The organism is Caulobacter sp. 05L422, from assembly GCF_056397765.1.
Genome location: NZ_JBFTOB010000011.1, coordinates 124,000 through 147,777, shown reverse-complemented (window position 1 = coordinate 147,777; position 23,778 = coordinate 124,000). Strand labels below are relative to the sequence as shown.

The following is a 23,778-nucleotide window of genomic DNA, read 5'->3' as shown; positions in this document are numbered from 1 at the left end:
GGTTGATTATGCAAGGTCTGGTCACGGTGTTCGGCGGCTCCGGCTTCGTCGGCGGCCAGGTCGTTCGGCAGCTCGCCAAGGCGGGCCATCGCGTCCGCGTGGCGGTGCGCAATCCGAACCTGGCCTACAAGATGCGCATGCTGGGCGATGTCGGCCAGATCGAGGTCGTGCAGGCCAATGTCCGCAACGCCCCGTCGGTGGCCCGCGCGGTCGACGGCGCCGAGGCGGTGGTCAATCTGGTCGGCGTCCTGTGGGAAAGCGGCCGGCAGAAATTCCAGACCCTGCACGTGATGGGCGCCAAGACCATCGCCGAGCAGGCCAAGGCCGCCGGCGTCAAGCGCCTGGTGCAGATCTCGGCCCTCGGCGCCGACATCAATTCCTCGTCCAAGTACCAGCGCACCAAGGCCGAGGGCGAAGCGGCCGTCCGCGCCGCCTTCCCGGGCGCGGTGGTGATCCGCCCGTCGATCGTGTTCGGCGCCGAGGACAAGTTCTTCAACAAGTTCGGCCAGATGGCCGCGCTGTTCCCCGCCCTGCCGCTGATCGGCGGCGGCGAGACGAAATTCCAGCCGGTCTATGTCGGCGACGTGGCCCAGGTGGTGGCGAAAGCCGTCGCCAGCCCGGCCGCCGAGGGCCTGACCTACGAGCTGGGCGGCCCGGCCGTCTACAGCTTCAAGGAGCTGATGGAGTTCATCCTGGTCGAGACGGCCCGCAACCGCGTGCTGGCCCCGATCCCGTTCTTCGCGGCCGGCTGGATCGGCAAGATCGGCGACCTGTCGCCGATCGCCCCGCCGCTGACCTCCGACCAGGTCGAGACGCTGAAGACCGACAATGTCGCGGACAAGGGTCTGCCCGGCCTGGCCGAGGCCGGCGTGGTTCCCACCGCCGTCGAGGCGGTGGTCCCGTCCTACCTCTACCGCTACCGCAAGGGCGGCCAGTACGCCGAGGTCCCGGCGGGCGCGTTCTAGGAATCGAGCCAGTGGACGTCGCGCCGCGAAATCCACTCGGCGACCTGATGGCCGAGTGGCTGTCGGCATGCGATTTCGCAGTCCTGGACCATGGCTTCCTGGAGCATGGTCGCGACTACGGCATGACCGTGCAGGACACCCTCGGCGGCGATATCGGCACACACAGATTGGTCTTCACCCACGTGGTGGCGATGACCTACGAGACTGCCGTGTCCGACGCCGCCTGGGGTCGGTCCTGGGACGACGTGTTCCTCGATCACGAACGGGCCAACGACCTGGACGGCTACGTCTGGGGAACGAACTGGTCTGACGCCTATCCAGGCCTCACCGCGCCCGAGGTGGACGCCGAGGCGATGGAGTGGGCGCGACGCCTCGACAAGCCCATGTACGCCATGAGCCTTGTCACGGACCGTTTCCGCCTCCGTCTCATCTATCATGATGTGCGGTCGCAGAAGCTCAGCGACGACGCGTCGCTGATTCAACAGACGATCCATCCACTCTGACGGCGCGCCTCAGCGCGGGATGTAGATCAGCCCCAGCCCGATCACGCCCACCACGATCCGCCACCAGGCGAACGGGGCGAAGCCGCGCTTGCCGATGAAGGCGATCATGGTCTTGACCACGACCAGACCCGACAGGAACGACACCACGAAGCCGATGGCGATGGTGCCGGCGTGGCTGGGGTCGATGTCCTTGTAGCTCTTGAGCAGGTCCAGGGCGAAGGCCCCGACCATGATCGGGATGGCCATGAAGAAGCTGAACTCGGCGGCCGCCTTGCGGTCCACGCCGATCAGCATCGAGCCGACGATGGTCGAGCCCGAGCGCGACACGCCCGGCAGCAGCGACAGGCATTGGAAGAGGCCGATCAGGAAGGCGGTCTTCAGGGACAGCGCCATGCCGTCCATCTCCTTGGGAGCGGGGGCCTTCTTGTCGACGATCAGCAGCAGGATCCCGCCGATGATCAGCGACACGCAGATCACCTGGGGCAGGAACGGGTTCTCGAAGAAGTGCTTGATCACCCCGTGCAGGGCCAGGCCCGCGGCGAAGGCCGGGATGCAGCCGATGATCACGCTGAGCGCGAAGCGGCGGGCTTCCGGCTTGGTCGGCAGGCCGACCACCACTTGCCACAGGCGCTGGAAATAGACCGCGACCACGGCCAGCACCGCGCCCAGCTGGATCAGGACGATGAAGGTGTCCCAGGTCGGATCGGTCAGGCCCAGGGCGATCTTGGTCAGCAGCAGGTGACCCGTCGACGAGACGGGGATGAATTCGGTCAGGCCCTCGACCAGGCCCAGCACGATCGCGATCAGCCAATCCGGCATCGTCACTCCTTCTAAGGGGTCCCTAAGGGCCTTGGGCCTCTAGGCGCATGGCCTCTGAAACGCCATGCCGGGCGTGCGCCCGACACGGTAAACAACTCGTTTATCCACTAAGTGGACCATTGTGGGCTATAGCTGCGAGTCGCTCGCAATAACCCCACGGTCATCACGGATATATTTGTCCACCATTTTGACTGACGCATTCTTCTTGCCGCGCAGAGTCCGTATGAGGCCCGCGCACGCAAATTTTTCCCCGGAAGCGGGGACGAGGGAAGTCGCATGGCCGAGCGCATGCTGAAATTCACGACCGTCGCCCGCACGACGCCCGAAAAGCGGGCGGCGGACGAGCGCAATGGCGACTTCCACGAGATTTACGCCGACTTCATCGACGCCAAAGCCACCGAGCAGGCCTCCCGTTGCTCGCAATGCGGCGTGCCGTTCTGCCAAACCCACTGCCCCCTGCACAACAACATCCCCGACTGGCTGCGGATGACCGCCGAAGGCCGTCTGGAAGAGGCCTATCAGCTGTCGCAGGCGACCAACTCCATGCCGGAGGTCTGCGGTAGAATCTGCCCTCAGGACCGACTGTGCGAAGGCAACTGCGTCATAGAGCAGTCGGGTCACGGCACCGTGACGATCGGCTCGGTCGAACGCTACCTGACCGACAAGGCCTGGGAGATGGGCTGGGTCAAGCCGCTGACGGCCAAGGCCGACCGCGGCCAGTCCGTCGGGATCATCGGCGCCGGCCCGGCCGGCCTGGCCGCCGCCGAGAAGCTGCGCGAGGAAGGCTACGCCGTCACCGTCTATGACCGCCACGACCGGGCCGGCGGCCTGCTGATCTACGGCATCCCCGGCTTCAAGCTGGAAAAGGACGTGGTCGAGCGCCGCACCCAGCGCCTGGCCGACGGCGGCGTCGTGTTCAAGCTGGGCTTCGAGGTCGGCAAGGACGCCACCCTGGAAGACCTGCGCGCCGAGCACGACGCGGTGCTGATCGCCGTCGGCGTCTACGCGGCGCGCGACCTGGTCGCGCCGGGCGCCGGCAGCCAGGGCGTGGTGCCCGCGCTGGACTATCTGATCGCCTCCAGCAAGAAGACCCTGGGCGACGACGTGCCGGCCTATGACAGCGGCGTGCTGAACGCCGACGGCAAGGACGTGGTCGTGGTCGGCGGCGGCGACACCGCCATGGACTGCGTGCGCACCGCCATCCGCCAGGGCGCCACCTCGGTCACCTGCCTCTATCGCCGCGACAAGGCCAACATGCCCGGCTCGCTGCGCGAAGTGGCCAACGCCGAGGAAGAGGGCGTGACCTTCGAATGGCTGGCCGCGCCGCGCGCCGTGATGGGCGAGGCCACGGGCGTCACCGGCGTGCGCGCCATCCGCATGCGCCTGGGCGCCCCGGACGCCTCGGGCCGCCAGACCCCCGAAGAAATCGACGGCGGCGACTTCGATCGTCCGGCCCAACTGGTGGTCAAGGCCCTGGGCTTCGAGCCCGAGAACCTGCCCGAGCTGTGGTCGGCGCCCGACCTGAAGACCACCCGCTGGGGCACGGTCAAGGCCGACGTCCGCCACCAGATGACCAATCTGGACGGCGTGTTCGCGGCCGGCGACATCGTGCGCGGCGCCTCCCTCGTGGTCTGGGCGATCAAGGACGGCCGCGACGCCGCCGACGCCATGCACCGCTACCTGATGACCAAGACTGGCGCCTCGGCGCTGATCGCGGCGGAGTAAGATCATGTCCGAGCACGACCTCTATCTGAAGAACCGCCAGCTCCTGATCGACGGCCATGCCTACGATCCCACGACCGAGCGCGACGCGTGCGGCGTGGGCCTGGTCTGCGCCATCGACGGCCAGCCGCGCCGCGAAGTCGTCGAACTGGCGATCAAGGCCCTCAAGGCCCTGTGGCACCGGGGCGCGGTCGACGCCGACGGAAAGACCGGCGACGGCGCCGGCGTGCTGGTCAGCGTTCCGCAGGACTTCTTCATCGACCAGGTGCGCCGCACCGGCCACGCCCTGCGCCAGGGCCCGATCGCCGTCGGCCAGATCTTCCTGCCGCGCACCGACCTGGGCGCCCAGGAGGCCTGCCGCACGATCGTCGAGGCCGAGGCCCTGCGCTTCGGCTTCTACATCTATGGCTGGCGCCAGGTGCCGGTCGACACCTCGGTGATCGGCGAAAAGGCCAACGCCACCCGTCCCGAAATCGAGCAGATCATGCTGGCCGCCCCGGCCGGCCTGGAAGGCGAGGCCCTGGAGCGCGCCCTGTTCCTGTGCCGCAAGCGCATCGAAAAGCGCGTCCATTCCCAGAACCTGTCGGGCTTCTATATCTGCTCGTTCTCGGCCAAGTCCTTGATCTACAAGGGCATGTTCCTGGCCGAACACATCGACGAGTTCTATCCGGACCTGAAGGACGAGCGGTTCAGCGCCGCGGTGGCGATCTTCCACCAGCGCTATTCGACCAACACCTTCCCCGAATGGCGCCTGGCCCAGCCGTTCCGGATGCTGGCCCACAATGGTGAGATCAACACCATCAAGGGCAACATCAACTGGATGAAGTCCCACGAGATCAAGATGGCGGCCGACGCCTTCGGCGAGTTCGGGGACGACGTGAAGCCGGTGATCCAGCCGGGCGGTTCGGACAGCGCCAACCTGGACAACACCTTCGAGGTGCTGGTCCGGGCCGGCCGGGACGCGCCGATGGCCAAGACCCTGCTGGTGCCGGAAGCCAACGGCCCGCACATGAAGGCCTCGCACAAGGCCCTCTACAGCTACTGCAACGCGGTGATGGAGCCGTGGGACGGCCCGGCCGCCCTGTGCGCCACCGACGGCCGCTGGGTCGTGGCCGGCAAGGACCGCTCGGGCCTGCGCCCGCTGCGCGTGGCCTATACCGACGACGGCCTGGTGATCATGGGCTCGGAAGCCGGCATGTGCGGCGTCGAGGAAAGCCGCATCACCCGCAAGCTGGCGATCTCGCCGGGCCGGATGATCGCCATCGACCTAGTGGGCGGCAAGCTCTACGGCGAAGACGACATCATCGACGAACTGGCCGAGCGTCACCCCTACACCGACTGGCTGGGCAACATGGTCGATCTCGAAAAGGAGATCGGCCCCGGCCCCGAGCCGCGCAAGTACGGCCGCGAGGAGCTGACCCGCCGCCAGGCCGCCGCCGGCTTCAGCCTCGAAGACCTGGAAATGGTCCTCGCGCCGATGGTCGAGGACGGCAAGGAAGCCGTCGGCTCGATGGGCGACGACACGCCCCTGGCCGTGCTGTCGGAGAAGTACCGCCCGCTCAGCCACTTCTTCCGCCAGAACTTCAGCCAGGTGACCAACCCGCCGATCGATCCCCTGCGGGAGACCGGCGTCATGAGCCTGAAGACCCGGTTCAAGAACCTCGGCAACATCCTGGCCCAGGACGCGGCCCAGGCCGACGTCTACGTGCTGGAAAGCCCGGTCCTGACCACCGGCATGTACGAGCGCATCCACGGCCTGCTGGGCGAGAAGAGCGTGGTGGTCATCGACTGCACCATGCCGCTGCCCGTGCCGGAAGCCCGTCCGGGCGACGCCTTGCGCGCCAATCTGGACCGCATCCGGGCCGAGGCCGAGGACGCGGTGCTGCGCGGCTGCGGCGCCATCGTCCTGACCGACGAGGGCAGCCAGGCCGACCGCGTCGCCCTGCCGATGATCCTGGCCACCGGCGGCGTCCACGCCCACCTGGTCGCCAAGGGCCTGCGCTCGTACGTCTCGATCATCGTCCGCTCGGCCGAGTGCCTGGACACCCACTATTTCGCGGTGCTGGTCGGCGTCGGCGCCACGGCGGTCAACGCCTACCTGGCCCAGGAAAGCTTCCAGGATCGCCTGGAGCGCGGCCTGATCGGCGACAAGTCGCTGCGCGACGTCTGCATCAACTTCAAGACGGCCATCGAGGGCGGCCTGCTGAAGATCATCTCCAAGATGGGCATCAGCGTCATCTCCTCGTACCGCGGCGGCTACAACTTCGAAGCCGTCGGCCTGTCGCGCGCCCTGGCCGCCGAGTTCTTCCCCGGCATGCCCTCGCGCATCTCGGGCATCGGCCTGGCCGGCCTGGAGTCCAAGGCGGTCGAGCTGCACCGCAAGGCCTGGGGCGAGGCGGCCGTGACCCTGCCGGTCGGCGGTCTCTACAAGCTGCGCCGCTCGGGCGAGGCCCACGCCTTCGAGGCGCGGCTGATCCACACCCTGCAGAGCGCCTGCGACACCGGCGACTTCGAGCTCTATCGCCGCTGGTCCAACGGCCTGCGCACCCAGAAGCCGATCCAGCTGCGCGACCTGCTGGACTGGCGCTCGGACCGCAACCCGATCTCGACCGACGACGTCGAGAGCGTCAACGAGATCCGCAAGCGCTTCGTCACGCCCGGCATGAGCCTCGGCGCCCTGGGCCCAGAAGCCCACGGGGCGCTGAACATCGCCATGAACCGCATCGGGGCCAAGTCGGTCTCGGGCGAGGGCGGCGAGGACAGCGCGCGCTACAAGCCCCTGCCCAACGGCGACAACCCCAACAGCGCCATCAAGCAGGTGGCCTCGGGCCGGTTCGGCGTCACCGCCGAATATCTGAACCAGTGCGTCGAGCTGGAGATCAAGGTCGCCCAAGGCGCCAAGCCCGGCGAGGGCGGCCAACTTCCTGGCTTCAAGGTCACCGAGATGATCGCGCGTCTGCGCCACGCGACGCCGGGCGTGATGCTGATCAGCCCGCCGCCGCACCACGACATCTATTCGATCGAGGACCTGGCCCAGCTCATCTATGACCTGAAGCAGATCAACCCGATCGCCCGCGTCACGGTGAAGCTGGTCGCCGCCACCGGCATCGGCGCCATCGCGGCCGGGGTCGCCAAGGCCAAGGCCGACGTGATCCTGGTGGCCGGCGGCGTCGGCGGCACGGGCGCCTCGTCCCAGACCTCGGTGAAGTACGCCGGCGGTCCGTGGGAGATGGGCCTGTCGGAAGCCAACCAGGTGCTGACGCTCAACAACCTGCGCCACTCCGTGGTCCTGCGGGCCGACGGCGGCATGCGCACGGGTCGCGACATCGTCATCGCCGCCATGCTGGGCGCCGAGGAGTTCGGCATCGGCACCGCCTCGCTGGTGGCCATGGGCTGCATCATGGTGCGCCAGTGCCACTCCAACACCTGCCCGGTCGGGGTCTGCACCCAGGACGAGGCCCTGCGCGCCAAGTTCACCGGCACGCCGGACAAGGTCATCAACCTCTTCACGTTCATCGCCGAAGAGGTTCGCGAGATCTTGGCGGGCCTGGGCTTCAAGTCGCTGCAGGAAATCGTCGGCCGCACCGACCTGCTGGCGCAGGTGTCGCGCGGCGGCGAGCACCTGGACGACCTGGACCTCAACCCGCTGCTGGTCCGCGCCGATCCGGGCGCCAACAAGCCCTACAACACCGTGGTCGGCCGCAACGCCGTGCCGGACACGCTGGACGCCCAGATCGTCCGCGACGCCGCCCCCCTGCTGGAGCGCGGCGAGAAGATGCAGCTGACCTATACGGTCCGCAGCACCGCCCGTTCGATCGGTTCGCGCACGTCCAGCCACATCGTGCGCAAGTTCGGCATGAAGGGCCTGCCCGCCGGCCACCTGACCGTCCAGCTCAAGGGCTCGGCCGGCCAGAGCCTGGGGGCCTTCGCGGTCCAGGGCCTGCGCATCGAACTGACCGGCGAGGCCAACGACTATGTCGGCAAGGGCCTGTCGGGCGCGACGATCGTCATCAAGCCGGCGCGCGGCCTGGCCGCGCCAGAGACCAACACCCTGATCGGCAACACCGTGCTGTTCGGGGCCACCTCGGGCCGCCTGTTCGCGGCCGGCCAGGCGGGCGAGCGCTTCGCGGTTCGCAACTCGGGCGCCACCGCGGTGGTCGAGGGCTGCGGCGCCAACGGCTGCGAGTACATGACCGGCGGCCAGGTGGTGATCCTGGGCCCGACGGGCGGCAACTTCGGGGCCGGCATGACCGGCGGCATGGCCTTCGTCCTCGACCAGCACGGCCGGTTCGAGAACCTGGTCAATCCGGACAGCATTCTGGTCCAGCGCCTGGCCTCGCCCTATTGGGAAGGCGTACTGCGCTCGCTGCTGGCCGAACACGCCCGCGAGACGGACTCGGCCTTCGCCGAAAGCCTGATCCGCGACTGGGACCGCGTGCGGGACCTGTTCTGGCAGGTGTGTCCCAAGGAGATGGTCTCGCGGCTTCCGCAGCCGCTGGCGGCGGAAGAAGCGGTTCACGAGCGGGCTTAGCGGCTCACCCACTTGCCCCCACCTGACCGCTCCGCGGTCTGTCCGCCCCCATAGGGGGCGGAGGATTTCGCACGGCGCGCCTCTTCCCCCTTTGGGGGAAGACGGTCGCGAAGCGACCCGTAGGGGCAAGTGTTCGCCGCTAAGTCGCCGGCAGCACGCCCACATACCGCGCCCGGGGCCGGATCAGCTTTCCCGTCTGCAGCTGCTCGATCGCGTGGGCGTGCCACCCCGCCATCCGTCCCACCGCGAACAGGCTGAACGGCGCGTCGGCAGGCAGGGCCAGGGTCCGGGCCATGGCGACCAGGGCGAAGTCGATGTTCGGCGCCAGGCCGGTGGCCGCCTCGGTTTCCGCGCGCAGCTCGGCCAGCACCACCGGAGCCTTGAAAGCCTCCAGCAGGGCCGCCGCGCGCGGGTCGCCGTCCGGATAGAGCGGATGGCCGAAGCCCGGCATGGCCGAACCCTGGGCCAGGCGCTCGGCCACGGCCTTGGCCGGTCCGCGTCGCTGCGCCTCGTCGACGAACATCTCGACCCGCGCCGCCATGCCGCCGTGCAGGGGTCCCGACAGCGCCGCCAGCCCGGCCAGGGACGCGGCCGCCAGCGAGGATCCGGTAGAGGCCGCCACCCGCACCGCGAAGGTCGAGGCGTTCAATTCGTGGTCGGCCAGCAGCACCAGGGCCCGGCGAACCAGGTCGGCGCCCGAGGCGTCCAGGCCCCAGGCGTCCGCCAGCCGTCGATGGATCGGGCCGTCGCCGATGGAGCCGGCCACCGCGTCGGCTGCGGCCTCCAGCAGGCCGGCGGCCTCCATGGCCAGGGCCAGGGGCGCGCGGCCCCGGGCCGGTGGGTCGATCCCGGCTCGGGCGGCCAGGGTCGAAAACAGGCGCGCGCGCGGCGTCTCGCCCTTCTTGGGTTTCTTCGGCTCGGGTCCGGTCAGCGGGGCGCCGTGGCCGCCGCGCAGCAGGCGGGCCGTCTGCTCCAGGCTGTGCATGCGGGCCAGGTCGACGGCGTCCTGGCCGCGGTAGAACAGTCGGCCGTTGATGACCGTGGTGATCGCCGAGGGCAGGACCGGCTCGCCCCAGGCGATGGCCTCGGCCGCCACGTCGGCGGCGCGCCGGCCCCGGGCCTTCTTGGCGGCCAGGGCCGCGATGTCGGAGGCCCGGTACAGGCTGCGGCGCGGATCGTCGGGATGGGCGGCCGCGCCCACCCGGCCCCGGCTGACATAGGCGTACAGCGTCTGGGCCCGCACCCCCAGCGTCGCCATCGCCTGTTCCGCGTCGATCCATTCGGCCATTTATATTGATTACATTGATCAAGATTGACGATCAAGCATGGTGGGCATGGAGTTGGCGGCGAAAGGAGACCTAATCCCATGTCCAAGGGTCTTTCCACCATCCCCGCCGCTGAGGGCCTGGAGGGTATCGTCGCCGCCCACACCGTGTTGTCCGACGTCGACGGCCAAGCCGGCCGCCTGACCATCCGGGGCTACGCCGTCGAGGACCTGGCGCACCGCACCGGGTTCGAGGACGTCGCCCACCTTCTGCTCGACGGCTTCTTCGACGCCCCCCTTTCAGCAAATGGGCCTTCCGACCTGGCGCCCGCCCTGGGCGCGGCCCGGGTCCGCGCCTTCACCGAGGTCGCCGCCCTGGACGAGGGCCTGGCTAGGCGCGACCCGGTCGAGGCCGTCCGGGCCCTGATCGCCCGCCTGCCCGACGGCGACGGCCTGGACACCGCCCTGCTGCTGATCGCCGCTCCGGCGGTCTTCACCCCCGCCGTGCTGCGGGTCGCCGCCGGCCAGTCGCCGGTCGCCCCCGACGCGGCCCTGTCGCACGCCGCCGACATGCTGCGGATGACGCGCGGCGTTCCGGCTACGGACGGGGAGGCGAGGGCGCTGGACGCCTATCTGGTCACGGTCTGCGACCACGGCCTGAACGCCTCGACCTTCGCCGCCCGCGTGGTGGCCTCCACCCGCGCCGGCCTGACCTCGGCGGTGCTGGCCGGGATCTCGGCCCTGAAGGGTCCGCTGCACGGCGGCGCGCCCGGCCCGGTGATCGAGATGCTGGACGCCATCGGGGCGCCGGACAACGCCCAGGCCTGGCTGCTGGGCGCCCTGGCGCGCGGCGACCGGTTGATGGGCTTCGGCCACCGCATCTACCGGGTCCGCGACCCGCGCGCCGACGCCCTGAAGGCCGCGATCCGCCAGCTGGCCCAGACCTCCAACACGGTTCCCGGCCGCCTGGCCTTCGCCGAGGCGGTCGAGCAGGCCGCCTTGCGGATCCTGCGCGACCACAAGCCCGACCGGCCGCTGGAGACCAACGTCGAGTTCTACACCGCCATTCTGCTGGAGGCCCTGGGCCTGCCGCCGGCCAGCTTCACCTGCGTGTTCGCCATGGGCCGCACGGCCGGCTGGATCGCCCACGCCCGGGAGCAACTGGCGACCGGCAAGCTGGTGCGCCCGCAGTCGGTCTATGTGGGCCCACGGACGAAGGCGGCGGCTTAAGAGTGCTTTGATGACGCCACATACCCGTCTGGCCAGCGCGATGTCTCCAAGACATAGATTGGGTCGCGCGGAGGCTTCCCCCCGAGAATGTCGATCGCTCGACTCGCATTGAGGACGAAATTCCCCGGACTTGGGCTGTGTAGAAACGCGTCTTGCTCAAAATAGAGTGTCGTGTATCGTTCCTGTTATTAAGGAGGCGATACATGACATTTCTGGCTTACATCGCCAAGAAGCGTCGATTTCTGAAGCAAAACTTCGACTTCTTGATCGCCGACGAAGTTGGCCAGATTTGGTATGACGGGTCTCCTGATCAACGATCGCCGGAACGCGTGTGGTGCGTAAGGCATATTCGTAGGGGGATGACCGTCGTCGACGCCGGAGCCCATCATGGCATGTTCGCCATGATCCTGGCGGAGGCCGTGGGTCCCTTGGGAAGGGTCTTCGCCTACGACCCGTTGCCCAGAAATGCGGATGTCGTGACGCGGAACGCCCTGCTGAACGGATACGACAATGTCGTTTCGCGTCCGGTCGGCCTGTCGGATTCCGCCGGCGTGCTGATCGTCAATGAGAACAGCGGCAACGTGATCAGCGTAGTCAATGCTTTGCCCGAAGGTTATGAGGGTCTGGCCTTGGATATGGTCTCTCTGGATGGGGATCTGGCCGATGAACGCGTCGATTTTCTCAAGATCGACGTCGAGGGAGGCGAGCTCGCCGCCCTTCGCGGGGCCACGAAAGTCTTAGCCGGCCGGCCCTTCGTCAATCTTGAACTACACAATGCGTTGTTCTCGAATCGCCGAGAAACAATGGCGGAAATCTTCGAGATTTTTGACCATGAACGATGGACCTATCATGTGCTCGCGGAGCAACACCACAATATCCGGGCCATTGATGGTCCTATGGATATCGAATGGCTAGCGGCGTTTGACTATCCGCATGTCTTCGGGGTGCCCCGCCGCGTCGGCGATCGGAGCGGTAAGTCGCGCCGTTGGTGGTCGTTGGACCGTTGGCGCCAAGATTGGGTCAACTGGTCCATTCACAAGCCGCGCCGTTGGTGGTCATTGAAACGCTGGCTCCGGGAACGGAAGAACAGGTCCATTCTCAGGAAGTCGCCCGGTGGGTCGACCCAACCGAGCCGGTAGGTGCGAAGGCGGCGCCGAGAACGCCGAGAAGATAGTTTTTGGCCCGTTCGCCGCCAGAGCCTATTGAACACCGCCTGGAACACCGCGAGTCGTTCTCGCTGGGGCTGCATCGCCGCCCTTGCTACACAGGCGGCATGTCCACCGCCCCCACCTCCGCCCTGACCGCCGCCGAGTCCCTCGTCCTCACCCGCCGGGTCACCACCCTGTCGGTCGGCGTGGCGGCGGTGCTGATCGCGATCAAGGGCGCGGCGTGGCTGAGCGGCCATTCGGTGGCCATGCTGGCTTCGCTGGCCGACAGCGGCCTGGACCTGGTCGCCTCGCTGGTGACCTTCTTCGCCGTGCGCTACGCCGCCGTTCCGCCAGACGCCGAGCACCGGTTCGGCCACGGCAAGGCCGAGGCCTTCTCCAGCCTGACCCAGGCGGGTCTGGTCTTCGCGTCCGGAGCCCTGATCGGCCAGGAGGCGATCAAGGGCCTGCTGCACCCCAAGCCGATCGCCGCCGAGGGGCTGGGCGTGGCGGTCATGGTCGTGTCGATCCTGCTGACCCTGGCCCTGATCCGCGCCCAGGCCGAGGTGATGAAGCGCACCCGCTCGGTGGCCGTATCGGGCGACAAGGCCCACTACGCCGCCGACCTGGCCTCCAACGCCGTCAGCCTGATCGGCATCGCCGCCGCCGGGTTCCTGGGCCTGACCTGGGTCGACGCCGCCGCCGGGCTGATCGTCGCCGTCTGGCTGATCTGGGGCGCGATCGGGGTGTTCCGCGAGGCGTCGCACCAGCTGATGGACCACGAACTGCCCGACGAGGACCGTGCCCGCATCCTGGCCCTGCTGACCGCCGACCCCCGGGTGATGGGCGTGCACCAGCTGCGCACCCGGGCCTCGGGACCGTTCGTCCACGTCCAGGCCCACATGGACTTCGACGCCGAGACGCCGCTGGCCTTGGCCCACACCCTGATGGTCGAGGCCGAGGCGCGGGTGCTGCAGGCCTTCCCGACCGCCGACATCCTGATCCACCCCGATCCGCGCGGCGTCGCCGAACCCCACGCCGGGGCCTTCAGCGAGCGCGAGCCGCTCTGAAGGCTTGCGGCGCGCGGTCCACGGGGCCAAATGGCGCTTCTTGTTAGAGAACGAGCGACCGACCTGATGGACGACACCCTGGCCAAGCTGCCGCGAGCCTTTTCGGGCGCCACCGTGCTGGTGCTGGGCGACGTGATGCTGGACCGCTTCGTCTATGGCGCGGTGGACCGCATCTCGCCCGAGGCGCCGGTGCCGGTGATCGCCGTCGAGCGCGAGACGGTGATGCTGGGCGGGGCCGGCAACGTGGCCCGCAACGTCGCGGCCCTGGGCGGCCGGGCGGTGCTGGTGGGCGTGGTCGGCGACGACGACGCCGGCCGGGTCCTGACCGGCCTGATCGACCGCGAGCCCAGCCTCGACTCGGCCCTGATCGTCGACGCCAAGCGCCGCACCACCGAGAAGACCCGCTACATCTCCGGCTCGCACCAGATGCTGCGCGCCGACCGCGAGGACAGGGGCGAGGCCGACGGCGTGGCCCTGCTGGCGGCGTTCAACGCCCACCTGCGCGAGGTCGACGTGGTGGTGCTGTCCGACTACGCCAAGGGTGTGCTGACCCCGGTGGTGCTGAAGGCCGCCATCGCCGCCGCCAACGCCGCCGGCAAGCCGGTGATCGTCGATCCCAAGAGCCGCGACTTCACCCGCTACGACGGCGCGACCCTGATCAAGCCGAACCGCCGCGAGGCCGCCGAGGCCACCGGCGTGACCGGGGCCGGCGACGAAGCCGCCGCCGAGGCCGCCGACGCCATCCTGACCACCGCCCCCAACCTGGCCGCCGCCCTGATCACCCGGGGCGGGGCGGGCATGACCCTGGCCGTGCGCGGCGAGGCGCCCGTCCACCTGCCGGCCACCGCGCTGGAGGTGTTCGACGTCTCCGGGGCCGGCGACACCGTCGCCGCGACCCTGGCGCTTTCGCTGGCGCGCGGGGCTTCGCCGCTGGATGCGGCCCGCCTGGCCAACCTCGCCGCCGGCCTAGTGGTGGCCAAGCTGGGCACCGACGTGGTCACCGCCGACGAGCTGGTCGGCCTGGCCCATGGCGAGCACGGCGATCCGGTGGCCGACAAGATCGCCGACCTCGACGGGGCGCTGGCCATCGTCGCCGGCTGGCGGGCGCGGGGGCTGAAGGTGGGCTTCACCAACGGCTGCTTCGACCTGCTGCACCCCGGCCACGTCTCGCTGCTGGCCCAGGCCAAGGCCGCCTGCGACCGGCTGATCGTCGGCCTCAACACCGACGCCTCGGTCCAGCGCCTGAAGGGCCCGACCCGGCCTGTGCAGAAGGAAGGCGGCCGCGCCACCGTCCTGGCCTCGCTGTCGGCGGTGGACCTGGTGGTGCTGTTCGACGAGCAGACGCCGCTGAACCTGATCAAGGCCTTCCGCCCCGACGTGCTGGTCAAGGGCGCCGACTACACGGTCGAGACCGTGGTCGGCTCCGACGTGGTGCTGGGTTACGGCGGCAAGGTGGTGCTGGCGCAGCTGAAGGCCGGCCAGAGCACGACCAACCTGATCGGTCGGATGAACGCGCCGGAGAGCGTGAAAGGCTAGTTCAAGAGTTAACGCGGCCCCTCAAGGTGAAGCTTGAGGAAGAATGCCCTCATTTTGACCACGAACGCGGTCGAGAAACAGCGTTCAGCAAGTTCTTGTTAAACAAAACGGCGCATCGATCGAACGATGCAGCCTGAATGCGCGTGGGCATGAGCGTCGAACGAACCCTTCACCACTTCCCCCTGGACCCGGCCTCGCGCCAGGTGCGTCTCGCCCTGGGCGAGAAGCGCCTGCCGTTCGTCGAGGTGCAGGTGCGCTATTGGGAAGGGCCGGCCGAGTTCCTCAAGCTCAACCCGTCGGGCGTGCCGCCGGTGCTGGTCGAGACCAAGCACCAGCGCACCACGGTGATCGCCGAGACCCGCGCCATCCTCGAGCACATCGAGGAGCAGGACCCCGAACCGGCCCTGCTGGGCCGCGAGCCGGGCGAGCGGGCCGAGGCGCGCCGCCTGCTGCAGTGGTTCGACCGCAAGTTCGACAACGAGGTCAACGGCTTCCTGCTGCACGAGAAGATGGAGAAGCGCCTGCTGCGGCTGGGCGCGCCGGACCTGTCGTCGCTGCGCCGGGGTCGCGACGCCCTGCGCCAGCACATGGACTATATCGAGGGCCTGCTGAACACCCGCGACTGGCTGGCTGGCCGCCGGATGAGCCTGGCCGACTTCGCCGCCGCCGCCCACCTGTCGGTGATCGACTATTTCGGCGACGTGCCGTGGAAGGACTTCCCGATCACCAAGACCTGGTACATGAAGCTGAAGTCCAGGCCCGCCTTCCGACCCATCCTGGCCGATCGCTGGCCGGGCCTGGCGCCGGTCGCGCACTATGACGATCTCGACTTCTAGCCACCCGAACGAAAGTCTGCGGGACGAAATCCGAGCCGAAGCCCTTCGGCTGGGTTTCGACACCTGCGGTTTCGCCAGCGCGTCGGACGCCTGGCCCAACGGCGGCTGGCTGCGCGAGTTCGTGGCCGAGGGCTTCCACGGCGACATGGGCTGGATGGCCGAGACGCTGGACCGGCGGTCCCACCCCACCGCCATGTGGCAGGACGCGACCACGGCGGTGGTGCTGGGCGTCAACTACGGTCCCGAGCACGATCCGCTGCTGGCCCTCGAAGACCCGTCGCGCGCGGCGATCAGCGTCTACGCCCAGGGCGACGACTATCACGAGGTGATCAAGAAGCGCCTCAAGCAGCTGGCCCGCTGGATGCACGGCCGGTTCGGCGGCGAGGTGAAGGTGTTCGTCGACACCGCGCCGCTGATGGAAAAGCCCCTGGCCCAGCGCGCGGGCCTGGGCTGGCAGGGCAAGCATACGAACCTGGTCTCGCGCCAGTTCGGCTCGTGGCTGTTCCTCGGTTCGGTGCTCACGACGCTGGACCTGCCGGCCGATCCGCCCGAGCGCGACCACTGCGGCTCGTGCCAGGCCTGCCTGGACATCTGCCCGACCAACGCCTTCCCCGGTCCCTACCAGCTGGATGCGCGGCGCTGCATCTCGTACCTGACCATCGAGCTGTCGGGGCCGATCCCGGTGGAGTTCCGTCCGGCGCTGGGCAACCGCATCTACGGTTGCGACGACTGCCTGGCCGCCTGCCCGTGGAACAAGTTCGCCAGCCTCTCCAGCGAGATGGCCTTCCACGCCCGCGAGACCCTGAAGGGTCCCTCCCTGGCCGAGCTGGCGGCGCTGGACGACCCGTCGTTCCGCGCCCTGTTCAGCAAGAGCCCGGTCAAGCGCATCGGCCGCGACCGGTTCGTGCGCAACGTGCTCTACGCGATCGGCAACAGCGGCGACGCGGGCCTGATGCCGGCGGTCGAACCGCTGCTGGCCGACCCCTCGCCGACCGTGCGCGGCGCGGCGGTGTGGGCAGCGCGACGGCTGCTGGACGGTGAGGCGTTCGCGCTGTTGGCCGGAGCGGCGGTCGAGGAGGATGAGGCCGTGCGGACGGAGTGGTTGGGCGCCGCCTAGCCCCGCGCCAGCCGTAGCAAGTACTGCCCATACTCCGTCTTGCCCATGGCCTCGCCCAGCGCGGCGACCTGGCTGGCGTTGATCCAGCCCTGGCTGAAGGCGACCTCCTCGGGACAGCCGACCTTCTGGCCCTGGCGCTTTTCGATGGCGCGGATGAACTCGGTGGCCTCGACCAGGCTGTCGTGGGTGCCGGTGTCGAGCCAGGCATAGCCGCGGCCCAGCTTGGCGACCGACAGCTGGCCCTTGTCGAGATAGAGCCGGTTGATGTCGGTGATCTCCAGCTCGCCCCGGGCCGAGGGCTTGAGGGCGCGGGCCATCTCGACCACCTGACGATCGTAGAAATAGAGTCCCGTCACCGCCCAGTTCGAACGCGGCGTCTCGGGTTTCTCCTCCAGCGACACCGCCCGGCCCTCGGCGTCGAAATCGACCACGCCGTACCGTTCCGGATCTGTGACGTGATAGGCGAAGACCGTCGCGCCGGCGTCCGAGGCGGCGGCCTCGGCCAGGGCCTCGCTCAGGCCATGACCGAAATAGAGGTTGTCGCCCAGCACCAGGGCGCATTGGTCGTCGCCGATGAAGGCTTCCCCGACGATGAACGCGTCGGCCAGGCCGCGCGGGCTTTCCTGGATCGCGTATTCGAAGCGCACGCCCCAGGCCGAACCGTCGCCCAGCAGCTCCCGGAACAGCGGCACGTCCCGGGGGGTCGAGATGATCAGGATGTCGCGGATCCCGGCCAGCATCAGGGTGCTGATCGGGTAGTAGACCATCGGCTTGTCGTAGATCGGCAGCAGCTGCTTGCAGACGGCCAGGGTCAGGGGATGGAGGCGCGTGCCGGATCCGCCGGCGAGGACGATGCCCTTCATGAGGCTTGGAGCTCCATCTCGTTCATGCAGGCCGCCAGACTTTCCCGCCACGGCCGTGGGGTCCAGGACAGGGCGGCTTGGATCTTGCCGCAGTCCAGGCGGGAATTGGCCGGACGCGTGGCGGGGGTGGGATATTCGTCGGTGGTGATCGGGCGCACCCGGGCGGTCGGACCGCCGCGCCGCGCCGATTCCGCGAAGGTCGCCGCGGCCAGGTCGGCCCAGCTGGCGTCGCCGGCGCCGCTGAGGTGGTAGAGGCCGGCCAGGTCGGGGTCGCCTTGCAGGCCGTCGACCGCCAGCAGGGCGGCGCGCGCGCCGTCGCGGGCCCAGGTGGGGCGGCCGATCTGGTCGACGACGACGCTGATCTCGTCACGGTCGGCGGCCAGGCGCAGCATGGTCTTCACGAAATTGGTCCCATGGGCGCTGTAGACCCAGGCGGTACGCAGGATGATCGCAAGTCCGCCGGCCGCCGTCACCACCTCTTCGCCCGCCAGCTTGCTGGCGCCATAGACGCTGGTCGGGCCGGTCGGATCGGTCTCGACATAGGGCCGGTCCAGCGCGCCGTCGAACACGTAGTCGGTGGAGAAATGCACGAACGGCAGGCCGCGCGCCGCGCAGGCCCGGGCCATGGCGGCCGGGGCGTCGCGGTTCAGGGCGTAGGCGGCGTCCGCCTCGCGCTCGGCCCGGTCGACGGCGGTGTAGGCGGCGGCGTTGATCACCGCGCTGGGCGCCAGGTCGGCGATCAGGCCGTCGATCCCGGCGGAATCGGTCAGGTCGAGGGTTTCGCGGCCGGCGAAGACGATCGCGCGCCCGGCCGCGACGCGGGCCAACTCGCGCGCCACCTGGCCGTTGCGGCCGAAGACGAGGACGGGTCCCGTCATGAACCTCAGCCGGCCTTGGCCGTCAGCAGGCCCAGTCGCCGGCCGTCATAGGCCGCTCGCAGCGGTTCCCACCAGTCGGCGCGGGCCAGATACCATTCGACCGTCTTGCGGATGCCGGTCTCGAAGGTCTCGCGGGCCCGCCAGCCCAGCTCGGTCTCGACCTTGGTGGCGTCGATGGCGTAGCGCTGGTCGTGGCCCGGACGGTCGGCGACGAAGGTGATCAGCTCGCGGTGCGAGCCCTCGGCGCTGGGGGTCAGCTCGTCCAGCAGGTCGCAGATCGTCTCGACCACCTGCAGGTTGGAGCGCTCGTTGCGGCCGCCCACATTGTACTTCTCGCCCGGACGGCCCTTCTCCAGGATCGCGCGCAGGGCGCGGGCGTGATCCTCGACGAACAGCCAGTCGCGGATATTGGCCCCGTCGCCGTAGACCGGCAACGGCCGGCGATCCAGGCCGTTCAGGATCATCAGCGGGATCAGCTTCTCGGGGAAGTGATAGGGCCCGTAGTTGTTGGAGCAGTTGGAGACCAGCACCGGCAGGCCGTAGGTGTGGAACCAGGCCAGGGCCAGGTGGTCGGCCGCCGCCTTGGAGGCCGAATAGGGCGAGGTGGGGGCGTAGGCGGTGGTCTCCTCGAACAGCCCCTCGGCGCCCAGGCTGCCATAGACCTCGTCGGTGGAGACGTGGACGAAGCGGAAGGCGTCCTTGGCCGCGCCTTCCAGGCCCCGCCAGTAGTCCAGCGCGCAGTCCAGCATCACGTACGTACCGACGATGTTGGTCTCGACGAAGGGTCCGGCGCCCGAGATCGAGCGGTCGACATGGGACTCGGCGGCCAGGTGCAGCACGGCGTCGGGCTTGTGAGCCTCGAAGACGGCCTTGATCGCGGCGCGGTCGGCGACGTCGGCCTGGACGAACACGTAGTCGGGCGAGTCCGAGACCTCGGCCACCGAGGTCAGGGTGCCGGCATAGGTGAGCTTGTCGACATTGACGACCTGGTCGCCGGTTTCGCCGAGCAGAAGACGGCAGACCGCCGAGCCGATGAAGCCCGCGCCGCCGGTGACCAGTATCTTCACGCCCTATTCCTTCCAGGCCGACGGCGCGGCGTTTCCGAAGCCGGGTCCGGTCGCCGGCGCCCGATCAGCATGCGCACGAAAAGCGGAATATCATCTGCCGCGGGGCTTCGATAGCCGCACGCGGGCTCACTCGAAAGGACTGTCCAGCTGCGCCAGCAGCGGCGCCTGGGCGTCGCGGGTGTTGGTGGTGATCTCGGCGGCCGGGACCGTCCAGTCGATCGCCAGGGCCGGATCGTTCCAGCGCAAGGTCCCCTCGGCTTCGGGCGCGTAGTAGTCGGTGACCTTGTAGATCACCTCGCAGTCGTCGCTCAGCGTGCAGTAGGCGTGGGCGAAGCCCTTGGGGGTCAGCAGCTGCGCGCCGTTCTCGGCCGACAGCTCGGCCCCGACCCAGCGGCCGAAGGTCGGCGAGCCCCGGCGGATGTCGACCGCGACGTCGAAGATCGCGCCGCGCACGCAGCGCACCAGCTTGTCCTGGGCGCGCGGCGGAGCCTGGAAGTGCAGGCCGCGCACCACGCCGCGCCGGGTCGAGCGCACGTGATTGTCCTGCACGAAGGCGCCGCCGGAAAAGCCGGCCTCATCCAGGGCCGACCGGCGGAAGGTCTCGGCGAACCAGCCCCGCTCGTCGCCATGGCGCTTGGGCGTGATCAGCAGCACGTCGGGGAGGGAAAGCGGTTCGATCTTCAAGGCGAGGTCTTTCTTCAGGCGGCGGCCGGACCTAGGGCGTCGCGCATCTGGGCGGCGACGACCGACGGGGCGAGACGGCGTTGGATCATGGTTCGGGCCTCGGCGCCCAGGCGGGCGCGGCGCTCGGGGTCGTCGATCAGCTGGGCCAGGGCTTGGCCGGCCGCTTCGGTGTCGGCCTGCGCCCACAGGCCGCCGCTATAGATGCCCTGCTCATCCTCCACCGCCGTCAGGCCGTAGGGGACCAGAACGGCGCAGGCGTCGTCCATGAAATCCAGATTGCCGGACCAGGCGGTGGCGACCACGGGCTTGCCGGCCGCCATGGCTTCGGCGGGAAACAGACCGAAGCCTTCCGAGCGATGCAGCGACAGCAGGATGTCGCAGCTGGCCAGCAGCTGATCGCGCTCGGCGGCGCTCAGCGGCTGCGTCATCAGCCTCACGTCGGCGTCGTCGCCGATCGCGTCCTTCAACCGGCGCTGCGCCTCGGGGACGTCTTCGCCGCCCACGGTCTTGAAGACCAGGGTCGCGGGGCGCCGCGCGACCGCCTTGGCGCGGCGGAAGGCGTCCAGCGCCGCCAGCGGATTCTTGCGGGCGAGGGTCGAGCGGAAGTCGAACGCGCACAGGACGATCGTCTCGTCGCCGAATCCGAACCGGTCGCGAGCCGGGGCCGTGTCGTTCAGCGGCACGGCGATGGGCATGACGCGCACTTTCACCCGTCGGGGCGCGGCGCGGCGGACGGCGTCGGCGGTGAACTCCGACAGCGCCCAGACCTCGTCCACATAGCGGAACGCCGGCTTCCACAGGGCCGGGATCTCGGACAGCTCCCAGGCCCAGCAGCCGATGACGTACTTGTCCTCGAACGCCGCCGCGCCGGTCGTGCCGATCAGGCGGATCAGTTCGGGCGGGTTCATCTGGGCGATCAGCACGCCGGGGCCCGGCGCGGGCGGGGCGGTGTCGCCCTGCGGCAGGCGGCGCGCGTGGCCCATCAGTTCGGAAATGTCCCAGGCCTGAACCGCCACGCCGGCGTCGCGCAGGGCCGAGGTCGCCGAGCGCACCGCCTCGCCCAGGCCCAGGACCGCGCCGTGGAAGCCGGCGATGGTGACCGGCGCGACCCGCGGCGGCCGCGCGCGACGGCGCCAGCCATAGAGGCGCCAGGCCCGGAGCGCGGGCAAGCGCGTCGAGACCGCCTGGCTGAAAGCCGGCGCATGGCGCCAAGCCAGGTCGCGGAGATATTTCATCACGATCACTGTACCTGAGAGAGGTCAGGCTGTGTTAGCCAGTTCCCCCGCTTCCCTTCAATAGAACAGTCGTGTCCATGGGCTCTCCGCCGCTCGTCAGCGTGATCATCGTCTCCTACCAGAGCGGTCGGACGCTTGCGCGCTGCCTGGAGGCGCTGAAGGCCCAGACCTTCACCGACTTCGAGATCCTGCTGGTCGACAACGCCTCGACCGACGGCGCGCCGCAGGCCGCCGTGGCGGCCGACCCGACCCTGCGCTTCCTGCAACCGGGGGCCAATCTCGGCTTCGCGGCCGGCAACAACCTGGCGGCCGCCCAGGCCCGGGGGCGCTGGCTGGTGCTGCTCAACCCCGACGCCTACGCCCGTCCCGACTGGCTGGAGGCGCTGGTCGCCGGGACCGCGCGCCACCCCGAGGTCCGCTGCTTCACCTCGCTGCAGATGGCGGCCGACGAGCCGGGCCTGATGGACGGGGCGGGCGACGTGATGACGTCCGCCGGCATCCCGTTCCGGGGCGGCTATCGCCGGCGTCGGCCGGCCGATCTGCTTGAGGGCGAGGTGTTCTCGGCCTGCGGGGCGGCGACCCTGATCGACCGCGAACTGTTCCTGGGCCTGGGCGGCTTCGACGAGCGGTTCTTCTGCTATTGCGAGGACGTCGACCTGGGCTATCGCCTGCGGCTGGCGGGCGAGCCGACCCTGCTGCTGCCGAGCGCGGTGGTCGAGCACGTGGGCTCCGCCAGCACCGGGGTGCGGTCGGAGTTCTCGATCTTCCACGGCTCGCGCAACCGGGTCTGGACCTTCCTCAAGAACACCCCGCCTTTGCTGTTGTGGCTGACCGCGCCGCTGCACGTGGCGGTGACCGCCGGCCTGCTGCTGCTGCACTGGCGGCGGGGCGACGCCGGGCCGGTGGTGCGCGGCATCCGGGCCGCCTTCCAGCGCGAGGCCCTGGATCCGATCCTGGCCTCGCGGCGCGAGGTGCAGGCGGCGCGCAAGGCCGGCTCCTGGGACATCCTGCGGGTCATGGCCATCGATCCGGTGGCCTTCTTCGGCCGGCGGATCGTCATCCGGCGTTATCGACCCTAGCCCCTCAGGCCTGGGAAAGATCCTCGATCAGCCGGCGCATGAAGGCCGCGCCGCGCTCCATCTGGCTGATCTCGACATATTCGTCGGGCTGGTGGGCCTGGTCGATCGAGCCGGGACCGCAGATCACCGTCGAGAAGCCCGCGCCCTGGAACTGGCCGGCCTCGGCGGCGTAGGGCACCACGCGCGGCGGGCCGTTGTCGCCGGCGATGCGGCGGGCGAAGGTCTCGGCCGCGCCGTCGACCTCGGGCGCGAAGGCCGGGGTCATCGACCGCGTCTCGACCACCACGCCCCCTTCGGGGGCCTTTGCCTTGACCTCTGCGTCGAGTTTTTCGGCCAAGGCGAAGAAGTCGGTCAGGATCGCTTTCGGATCGAGGCCGGCCGGGACGCGCAGGTCGAAGATGAACACGCACTCCCGGGCCAGGATGTTGACCGCCGTGCCGCCGTTGACCTGGCCGACGGTCAGGGTCGCGCCCTTGGGAGTGAACAGCGAGGCGGGGTCGGCCTCGCGCTCCAGCCGCTCGGACAGCTCGACCAGATGGTTCATCAGCTTGATGGCGACCATATTGGCCGAGACGCCCAGGTGGGTCAGGCTGGAATGGGCTTCGCGGCCGGTGACCGTGACGCGGAAGCTGGCGATGCCCTTGTGGCCGCGCACGGCGACCATGTCGGTGGGCTCGCCGACCACCACCAGGGCGGGGCGGGGCAGCTCGTTGGCGATCACCGCGATCATGTCCGGCGCGCCCAGGCAGCCGATCTCCTCGTCATAGGAGAAGGCCAGGTGGACGGGGCGCTCGAGGCTCGCCTTGGCCAGGTCCGGCGTGGCCGCCAGGGCCAAGGCCAGGAAGCCCTTCATGTCGCAGGTTCCGCGACCGTAGAGGCGGCCGTCGCGCGGGGTCAGGACGAACGGGTCGCTGGTCCATGGCTGGCCGTCGACCGGCACCACGTCGGTGTGGCCCGACAGCACGACGCCGCCGGGGATGGCCGGGCCGATGCTGGCCAGCAGGTTGCTCTTGGTCCCGTCGTGATTGGGCACCCGCCGCGAGGCGACGCCGAGGTCGGCCAGATAGGCCTCGACCCACTCGATCAGGGCCAGGTTGGACAGCCGCGAAGTGGTGTCGAAGGCCACCAGGGTGGAGAGGATGTCGACGGCGCGGGCGGCGAGGACTTCAGACGACGAGATTTCGGTGGAGGGAACCATGGCGCGACCCTAGCGCGGCTCCCGGCGCGCGCCTAC

The 23,778-nt window shown here is 69.4% G+C and carries 19 protein-coding genes; 11 read left to right on the top strand and 8 right to left on the bottom strand.

Annotated features, from left to right (window positions below):
* Positions 1 to 8 precede the first annotated feature (8 nt).
* Positions 9 to 965 carry a complex I NDUFA9 subunit family protein gene (locus AC1DMQ_RS12410; RefSeq protein ID WP_477033870.1) on the top strand — a complete coding sequence of 319 codons (957 nt, stop codon included), beginning with the start codon at positions 9 to 11 and terminating at the stop codon, positions 963 to 965.
* An 11-nt stretch (positions 966 to 976) separates the two neighbouring features.
* The gene (locus AC1DMQ_RS12405) at positions 977 to 1,468 is read left to right on the top strand and encodes a YxiG-like protein (RefSeq protein WP_477033869.1); all 492 of its coding nucleotides are present in this window, start codon (positions 977 to 979) and stop codon (positions 1,466 to 1,468) included.
* 9 nt (positions 1,469 to 1,477) lie between these two features.
* Here the strand turns inward: AC1DMQ_RS12405 and AC1DMQ_RS12400 are convergent, their stop codons facing one another.
* Positions 1,478 to 2,287, bottom strand: coding sequence for an undecaprenyl-diphosphate phosphatase (locus tag AC1DMQ_RS12400; protein ID WP_477033868.1), 810 nt, complete (start codon positions 2,285 to 2,287; stop codon positions 1,478 to 1,480).
* A gap of 276 nt (positions 2,288 to 2,563) precedes the next feature.
* Here AC1DMQ_RS12400 and AC1DMQ_RS12395 point away from each other — a divergent pair, with 276 nt between their 5' ends.
* Together AC1DMQ_RS12395 and gltB are read left to right on the top strand one after the other, a co-directional pair.
* Positions 2,564 to 4,012, top strand: a complete 1,449-nt coding sequence (locus AC1DMQ_RS12395) for an NAD(P)-dependent oxidoreductase (RefSeq protein ID WP_477033867.1) — start codon at positions 2,564 to 2,566, stop codon at positions 4,010 to 4,012.
* 4 nt (positions 4,013 to 4,016) lie between these two features.
* A complete protein-coding gene (gene gltB / locus AC1DMQ_RS12390; protein WP_477033866.1) occupies positions 4,017 to 8,540 on the top strand; it encodes a glutamate synthase large subunit in 4,524 nt (1,507 codons plus the stop codon).
* Positions 8,541 to 8,679: 139 nt separating this feature from the next.
* On the opposite strand, the gene AC1DMQ_RS12385 is transcribed toward gltB, so the two are convergent.
* Entirely contained in the window at positions 8,680 to 9,828 is a 1,149-nt protein-coding gene (locus tag AC1DMQ_RS12385) for a citrate synthase (protein WP_477033865.1), read from the bottom strand.
* A gap of 78 nt (positions 9,829 to 9,906) precedes the next feature.
* On the opposite strand from AC1DMQ_RS12385, the gene AC1DMQ_RS12380 reads away from it, so the two are divergent.
* The 6 genes from AC1DMQ_RS12380 (at position 9,907) to queG (ending at position 16,738) form a co-directional block, all read left to right on the top strand.
* Positions 9,907 to 11,034, top strand: a complete 1,128-nt coding sequence (locus AC1DMQ_RS12380; protein WP_477033864.1) for a citrate synthase/methylcitrate synthase — start codon at positions 9,907 to 9,909, stop codon at positions 11,032 to 11,034.
* Between the two features lie 203 nt (positions 11,035 to 11,237).
* A complete protein-coding gene (locus tag AC1DMQ_RS12375) occupies positions 11,238 to 12,173 on the top strand; it encodes an FkbM family methyltransferase (protein WP_477033863.1) in 936 nt (311 codons plus the stop codon).
* 134 nt (positions 12,174 to 12,307) lie between these two features.
* Entirely contained in the window at positions 12,308 to 13,249 is a 942-nt protein-coding gene (locus tag AC1DMQ_RS12370; RefSeq protein ID WP_477033862.1) for a cation diffusion facilitator family transporter, read from the top strand.
* Between the two features lie 66 nt (positions 13,250 to 13,315).
* Positions 13,316 to 14,785: a D-glycero-beta-D-manno-heptose-7-phosphate kinase gene (rfaE1, locus tag AC1DMQ_RS12365; protein WP_477033861.1), complete on the top strand. Its 1,470-nt coding sequence runs from the start codon at positions 13,316 to 13,318 to the stop codon at positions 14,783 to 14,785.
* A gap of 149 nt (positions 14,786 to 14,934) precedes the next feature.
* A complete protein-coding gene (fzlA, locus tag AC1DMQ_RS12360) occupies positions 14,935 to 15,621 on the top strand; it encodes an FtsZ-binding protein FzlA (protein ID WP_477033860.1) in 687 nt (228 codons plus the stop codon).
* Positions 15,602 to 16,738, top strand: coding sequence for a tRNA epoxyqueuosine(34) reductase QueG (gene queG, locus AC1DMQ_RS12355; RefSeq protein WP_477033859.1), 1,137 nt, complete (start codon positions 15,602 to 15,604; stop codon positions 16,736 to 16,738). The genes fzlA and queG overlap by 20 nt, the downstream gene beginning before the upstream one ends.
* On the opposite strand, the gene rfbA is transcribed toward queG, so the two are convergent.
* From rfbA to AC1DMQ_RS12330, 5 genes are all read right to left on the bottom strand, one after another.
* The gene (gene rfbA, locus AC1DMQ_RS12350; RefSeq protein ID WP_477033858.1) at positions 16,735 to 17,601 is read right to left on the bottom strand and encodes a glucose-1-phosphate thymidylyltransferase RfbA; all 867 of its coding nucleotides are present in this window, start codon (positions 17,599 to 17,601) and stop codon (positions 16,735 to 16,737) included. The genes queG and rfbA overlap by 4 nt on opposite strands.
* Positions 17,598 to 18,479: a dTDP-4-dehydrorhamnose reductase gene (rfbD, locus tag AC1DMQ_RS12345; protein ID WP_477033857.1), complete on the bottom strand. Its 882-nt coding sequence runs from the start codon at positions 18,477 to 18,479 to the stop codon at positions 17,598 to 17,600. Before rfbD ends, rfbA begins: the two co-directional genes overlap by 4 nt.
* Positions 18,480 to 18,484: 5 nt before the next feature.
* The gene (rfbB, locus tag AC1DMQ_RS12340) at positions 18,485 to 19,546 is read right to left on the bottom strand and encodes a dTDP-glucose 4,6-dehydratase (protein WP_477033856.1); all 1,062 of its coding nucleotides are present in this window, start codon (positions 19,544 to 19,546) and stop codon (positions 18,485 to 18,487) included.
* Between the two features lie 126 nt (positions 19,547 to 19,672).
* Positions 19,673 to 20,230, bottom strand: a complete 558-nt coding sequence (gene rfbC, locus AC1DMQ_RS12335; RefSeq protein ID WP_477033855.1) for a dTDP-4-dehydrorhamnose 3,5-epimerase — start codon at positions 20,228 to 20,230, stop codon at positions 19,673 to 19,675.
* Positions 20,231 to 20,244: 14 nt separating this feature from the next.
* Positions 20,245 to 21,465, bottom strand: a complete 1,221-nt coding sequence (locus AC1DMQ_RS12330; RefSeq protein WP_477033854.1) for a glycosyltransferase family 4 protein — start codon at positions 21,463 to 21,465, stop codon at positions 20,245 to 20,247.
* Between the two features lie 77 nt (positions 21,466 to 21,542).
* Between AC1DMQ_RS12330 and AC1DMQ_RS12325 the strand changes: the two genes are divergently transcribed.
* Entirely contained in the window at positions 21,543 to 22,544 is a 1,002-nt protein-coding gene (locus AC1DMQ_RS12325) for a glycosyltransferase family 2 protein (protein ID WP_477033853.1), read from the top strand.
* 4 nt (positions 22,545 to 22,548) lie between these two features.
* Here AC1DMQ_RS12325 and argE read toward each other — a convergent pair whose 3' ends face one another.
* Entirely contained in the window at positions 22,549 to 23,742 is a 1,194-nt protein-coding gene (gene argE, locus AC1DMQ_RS12320; protein ID WP_477033852.1) for an acetylornithine deacetylase, read from the bottom strand.
* Between the last annotated feature and the right edge of the window lie 36 nt (positions 23,743 to 23,778).

What these genes read in the sequence shown, in the direction of transcription:
- AC1DMQ_RS12410 (WP_477033870.1), top strand. Translation starts at nt 9, where the DNA reads ATGCAAGGTCTGGTCACGGTGTTCGGCGGCTCCGGCTTCGTCGGCGGC.
- AC1DMQ_RS12400 (WP_477033868.1), bottom strand. Translation starts at nt 2,287, where the DNA reads ATGCCGGATTGGCTGATCGCGATCGTGCTGGGCCTGGTCGAGGGCCTG.
- AC1DMQ_RS12395 (WP_477033867.1), top strand. Translation starts at nt 2,564, where the DNA reads ATGGCCGAGCGCATGCTGAAATTCACGACCGTCGCCCGCACGACGCCC.
- gltB (WP_477033866.1), top strand. Translation starts at nt 4,017, where the DNA reads ATGTCCGAGCACGACCTCTATCTGAAGAACCGCCAGCTCCTGATCGAC.
- AC1DMQ_RS12385 (WP_477033865.1), bottom strand. Translation starts at nt 9,828, where the DNA reads ATGGCCGAATGGATCGACGCGGAACAGGCGATGGCGACGCTGGGGGTG.
- AC1DMQ_RS12380 (WP_477033864.1), top strand. Translation starts at nt 9,907, where the DNA reads ATGTCCAAGGGTCTTTCCACCATCCCCGCCGCTGAGGGCCTGGAGGGT.
- AC1DMQ_RS12375 (WP_477033863.1), top strand. Translation starts at nt 11,238, where the DNA reads ATGACATTTCTGGCTTACATCGCCAAGAAGCGTCGATTTCTGAAGCAA.
- AC1DMQ_RS12370 (WP_477033862.1), top strand. Translation starts at nt 12,308, where the DNA reads ATGTCCACCGCCCCCACCTCCGCCCTGACCGCCGCCGAGTCCCTCGTC.
- rfaE1 (WP_477033861.1), top strand. Translation starts at nt 13,316, where the DNA reads ATGGACGACACCCTGGCCAAGCTGCCGCGAGCCTTTTCGGGCGCCACC.
- fzlA (WP_477033860.1), top strand. Translation starts at nt 14,935, where the DNA reads ATGAGCGTCGAACGAACCCTTCACCACTTCCCCCTGGACCCGGCCTCG.
- queG (WP_477033859.1), top strand. Translation starts at nt 15,602, where the DNA reads ATGACGATCTCGACTTCTAGCCACCCGAACGAAAGTCTGCGGGACGAA.
- rfbA (WP_477033858.1), bottom strand. Translation starts at nt 17,601, where the DNA reads ATGAAGGGCATCGTCCTCGCCGGCGGATCCGGCACGCGCCTCCATCCC.
- rfbD (WP_477033857.1), bottom strand. Translation starts at nt 18,479, where the DNA reads ATGACGGGACCCGTCCTCGTCTTCGGCCGCAACGGCCAGGTGGCGCGC.
- AC1DMQ_RS12330 (WP_477033854.1), bottom strand. Translation starts at nt 21,465, where the DNA reads ATGAAATATCTCCGCGACCTGGCTTGGCGCCATGCGCCGGCTTTCAGC.
- AC1DMQ_RS12325 (WP_477033853.1), top strand. Translation starts at nt 21,543, where the DNA reads ATGGGCTCTCCGCCGCTCGTCAGCGTGATCATCGTCTCCTACCAGAGC.
- argE (WP_477033852.1), bottom strand. Translation starts at nt 23,742, where the DNA reads ATGGTTCCCTCCACCGAAATCTCGTCGTCTGAAGTCCTCGCCGCCCGC.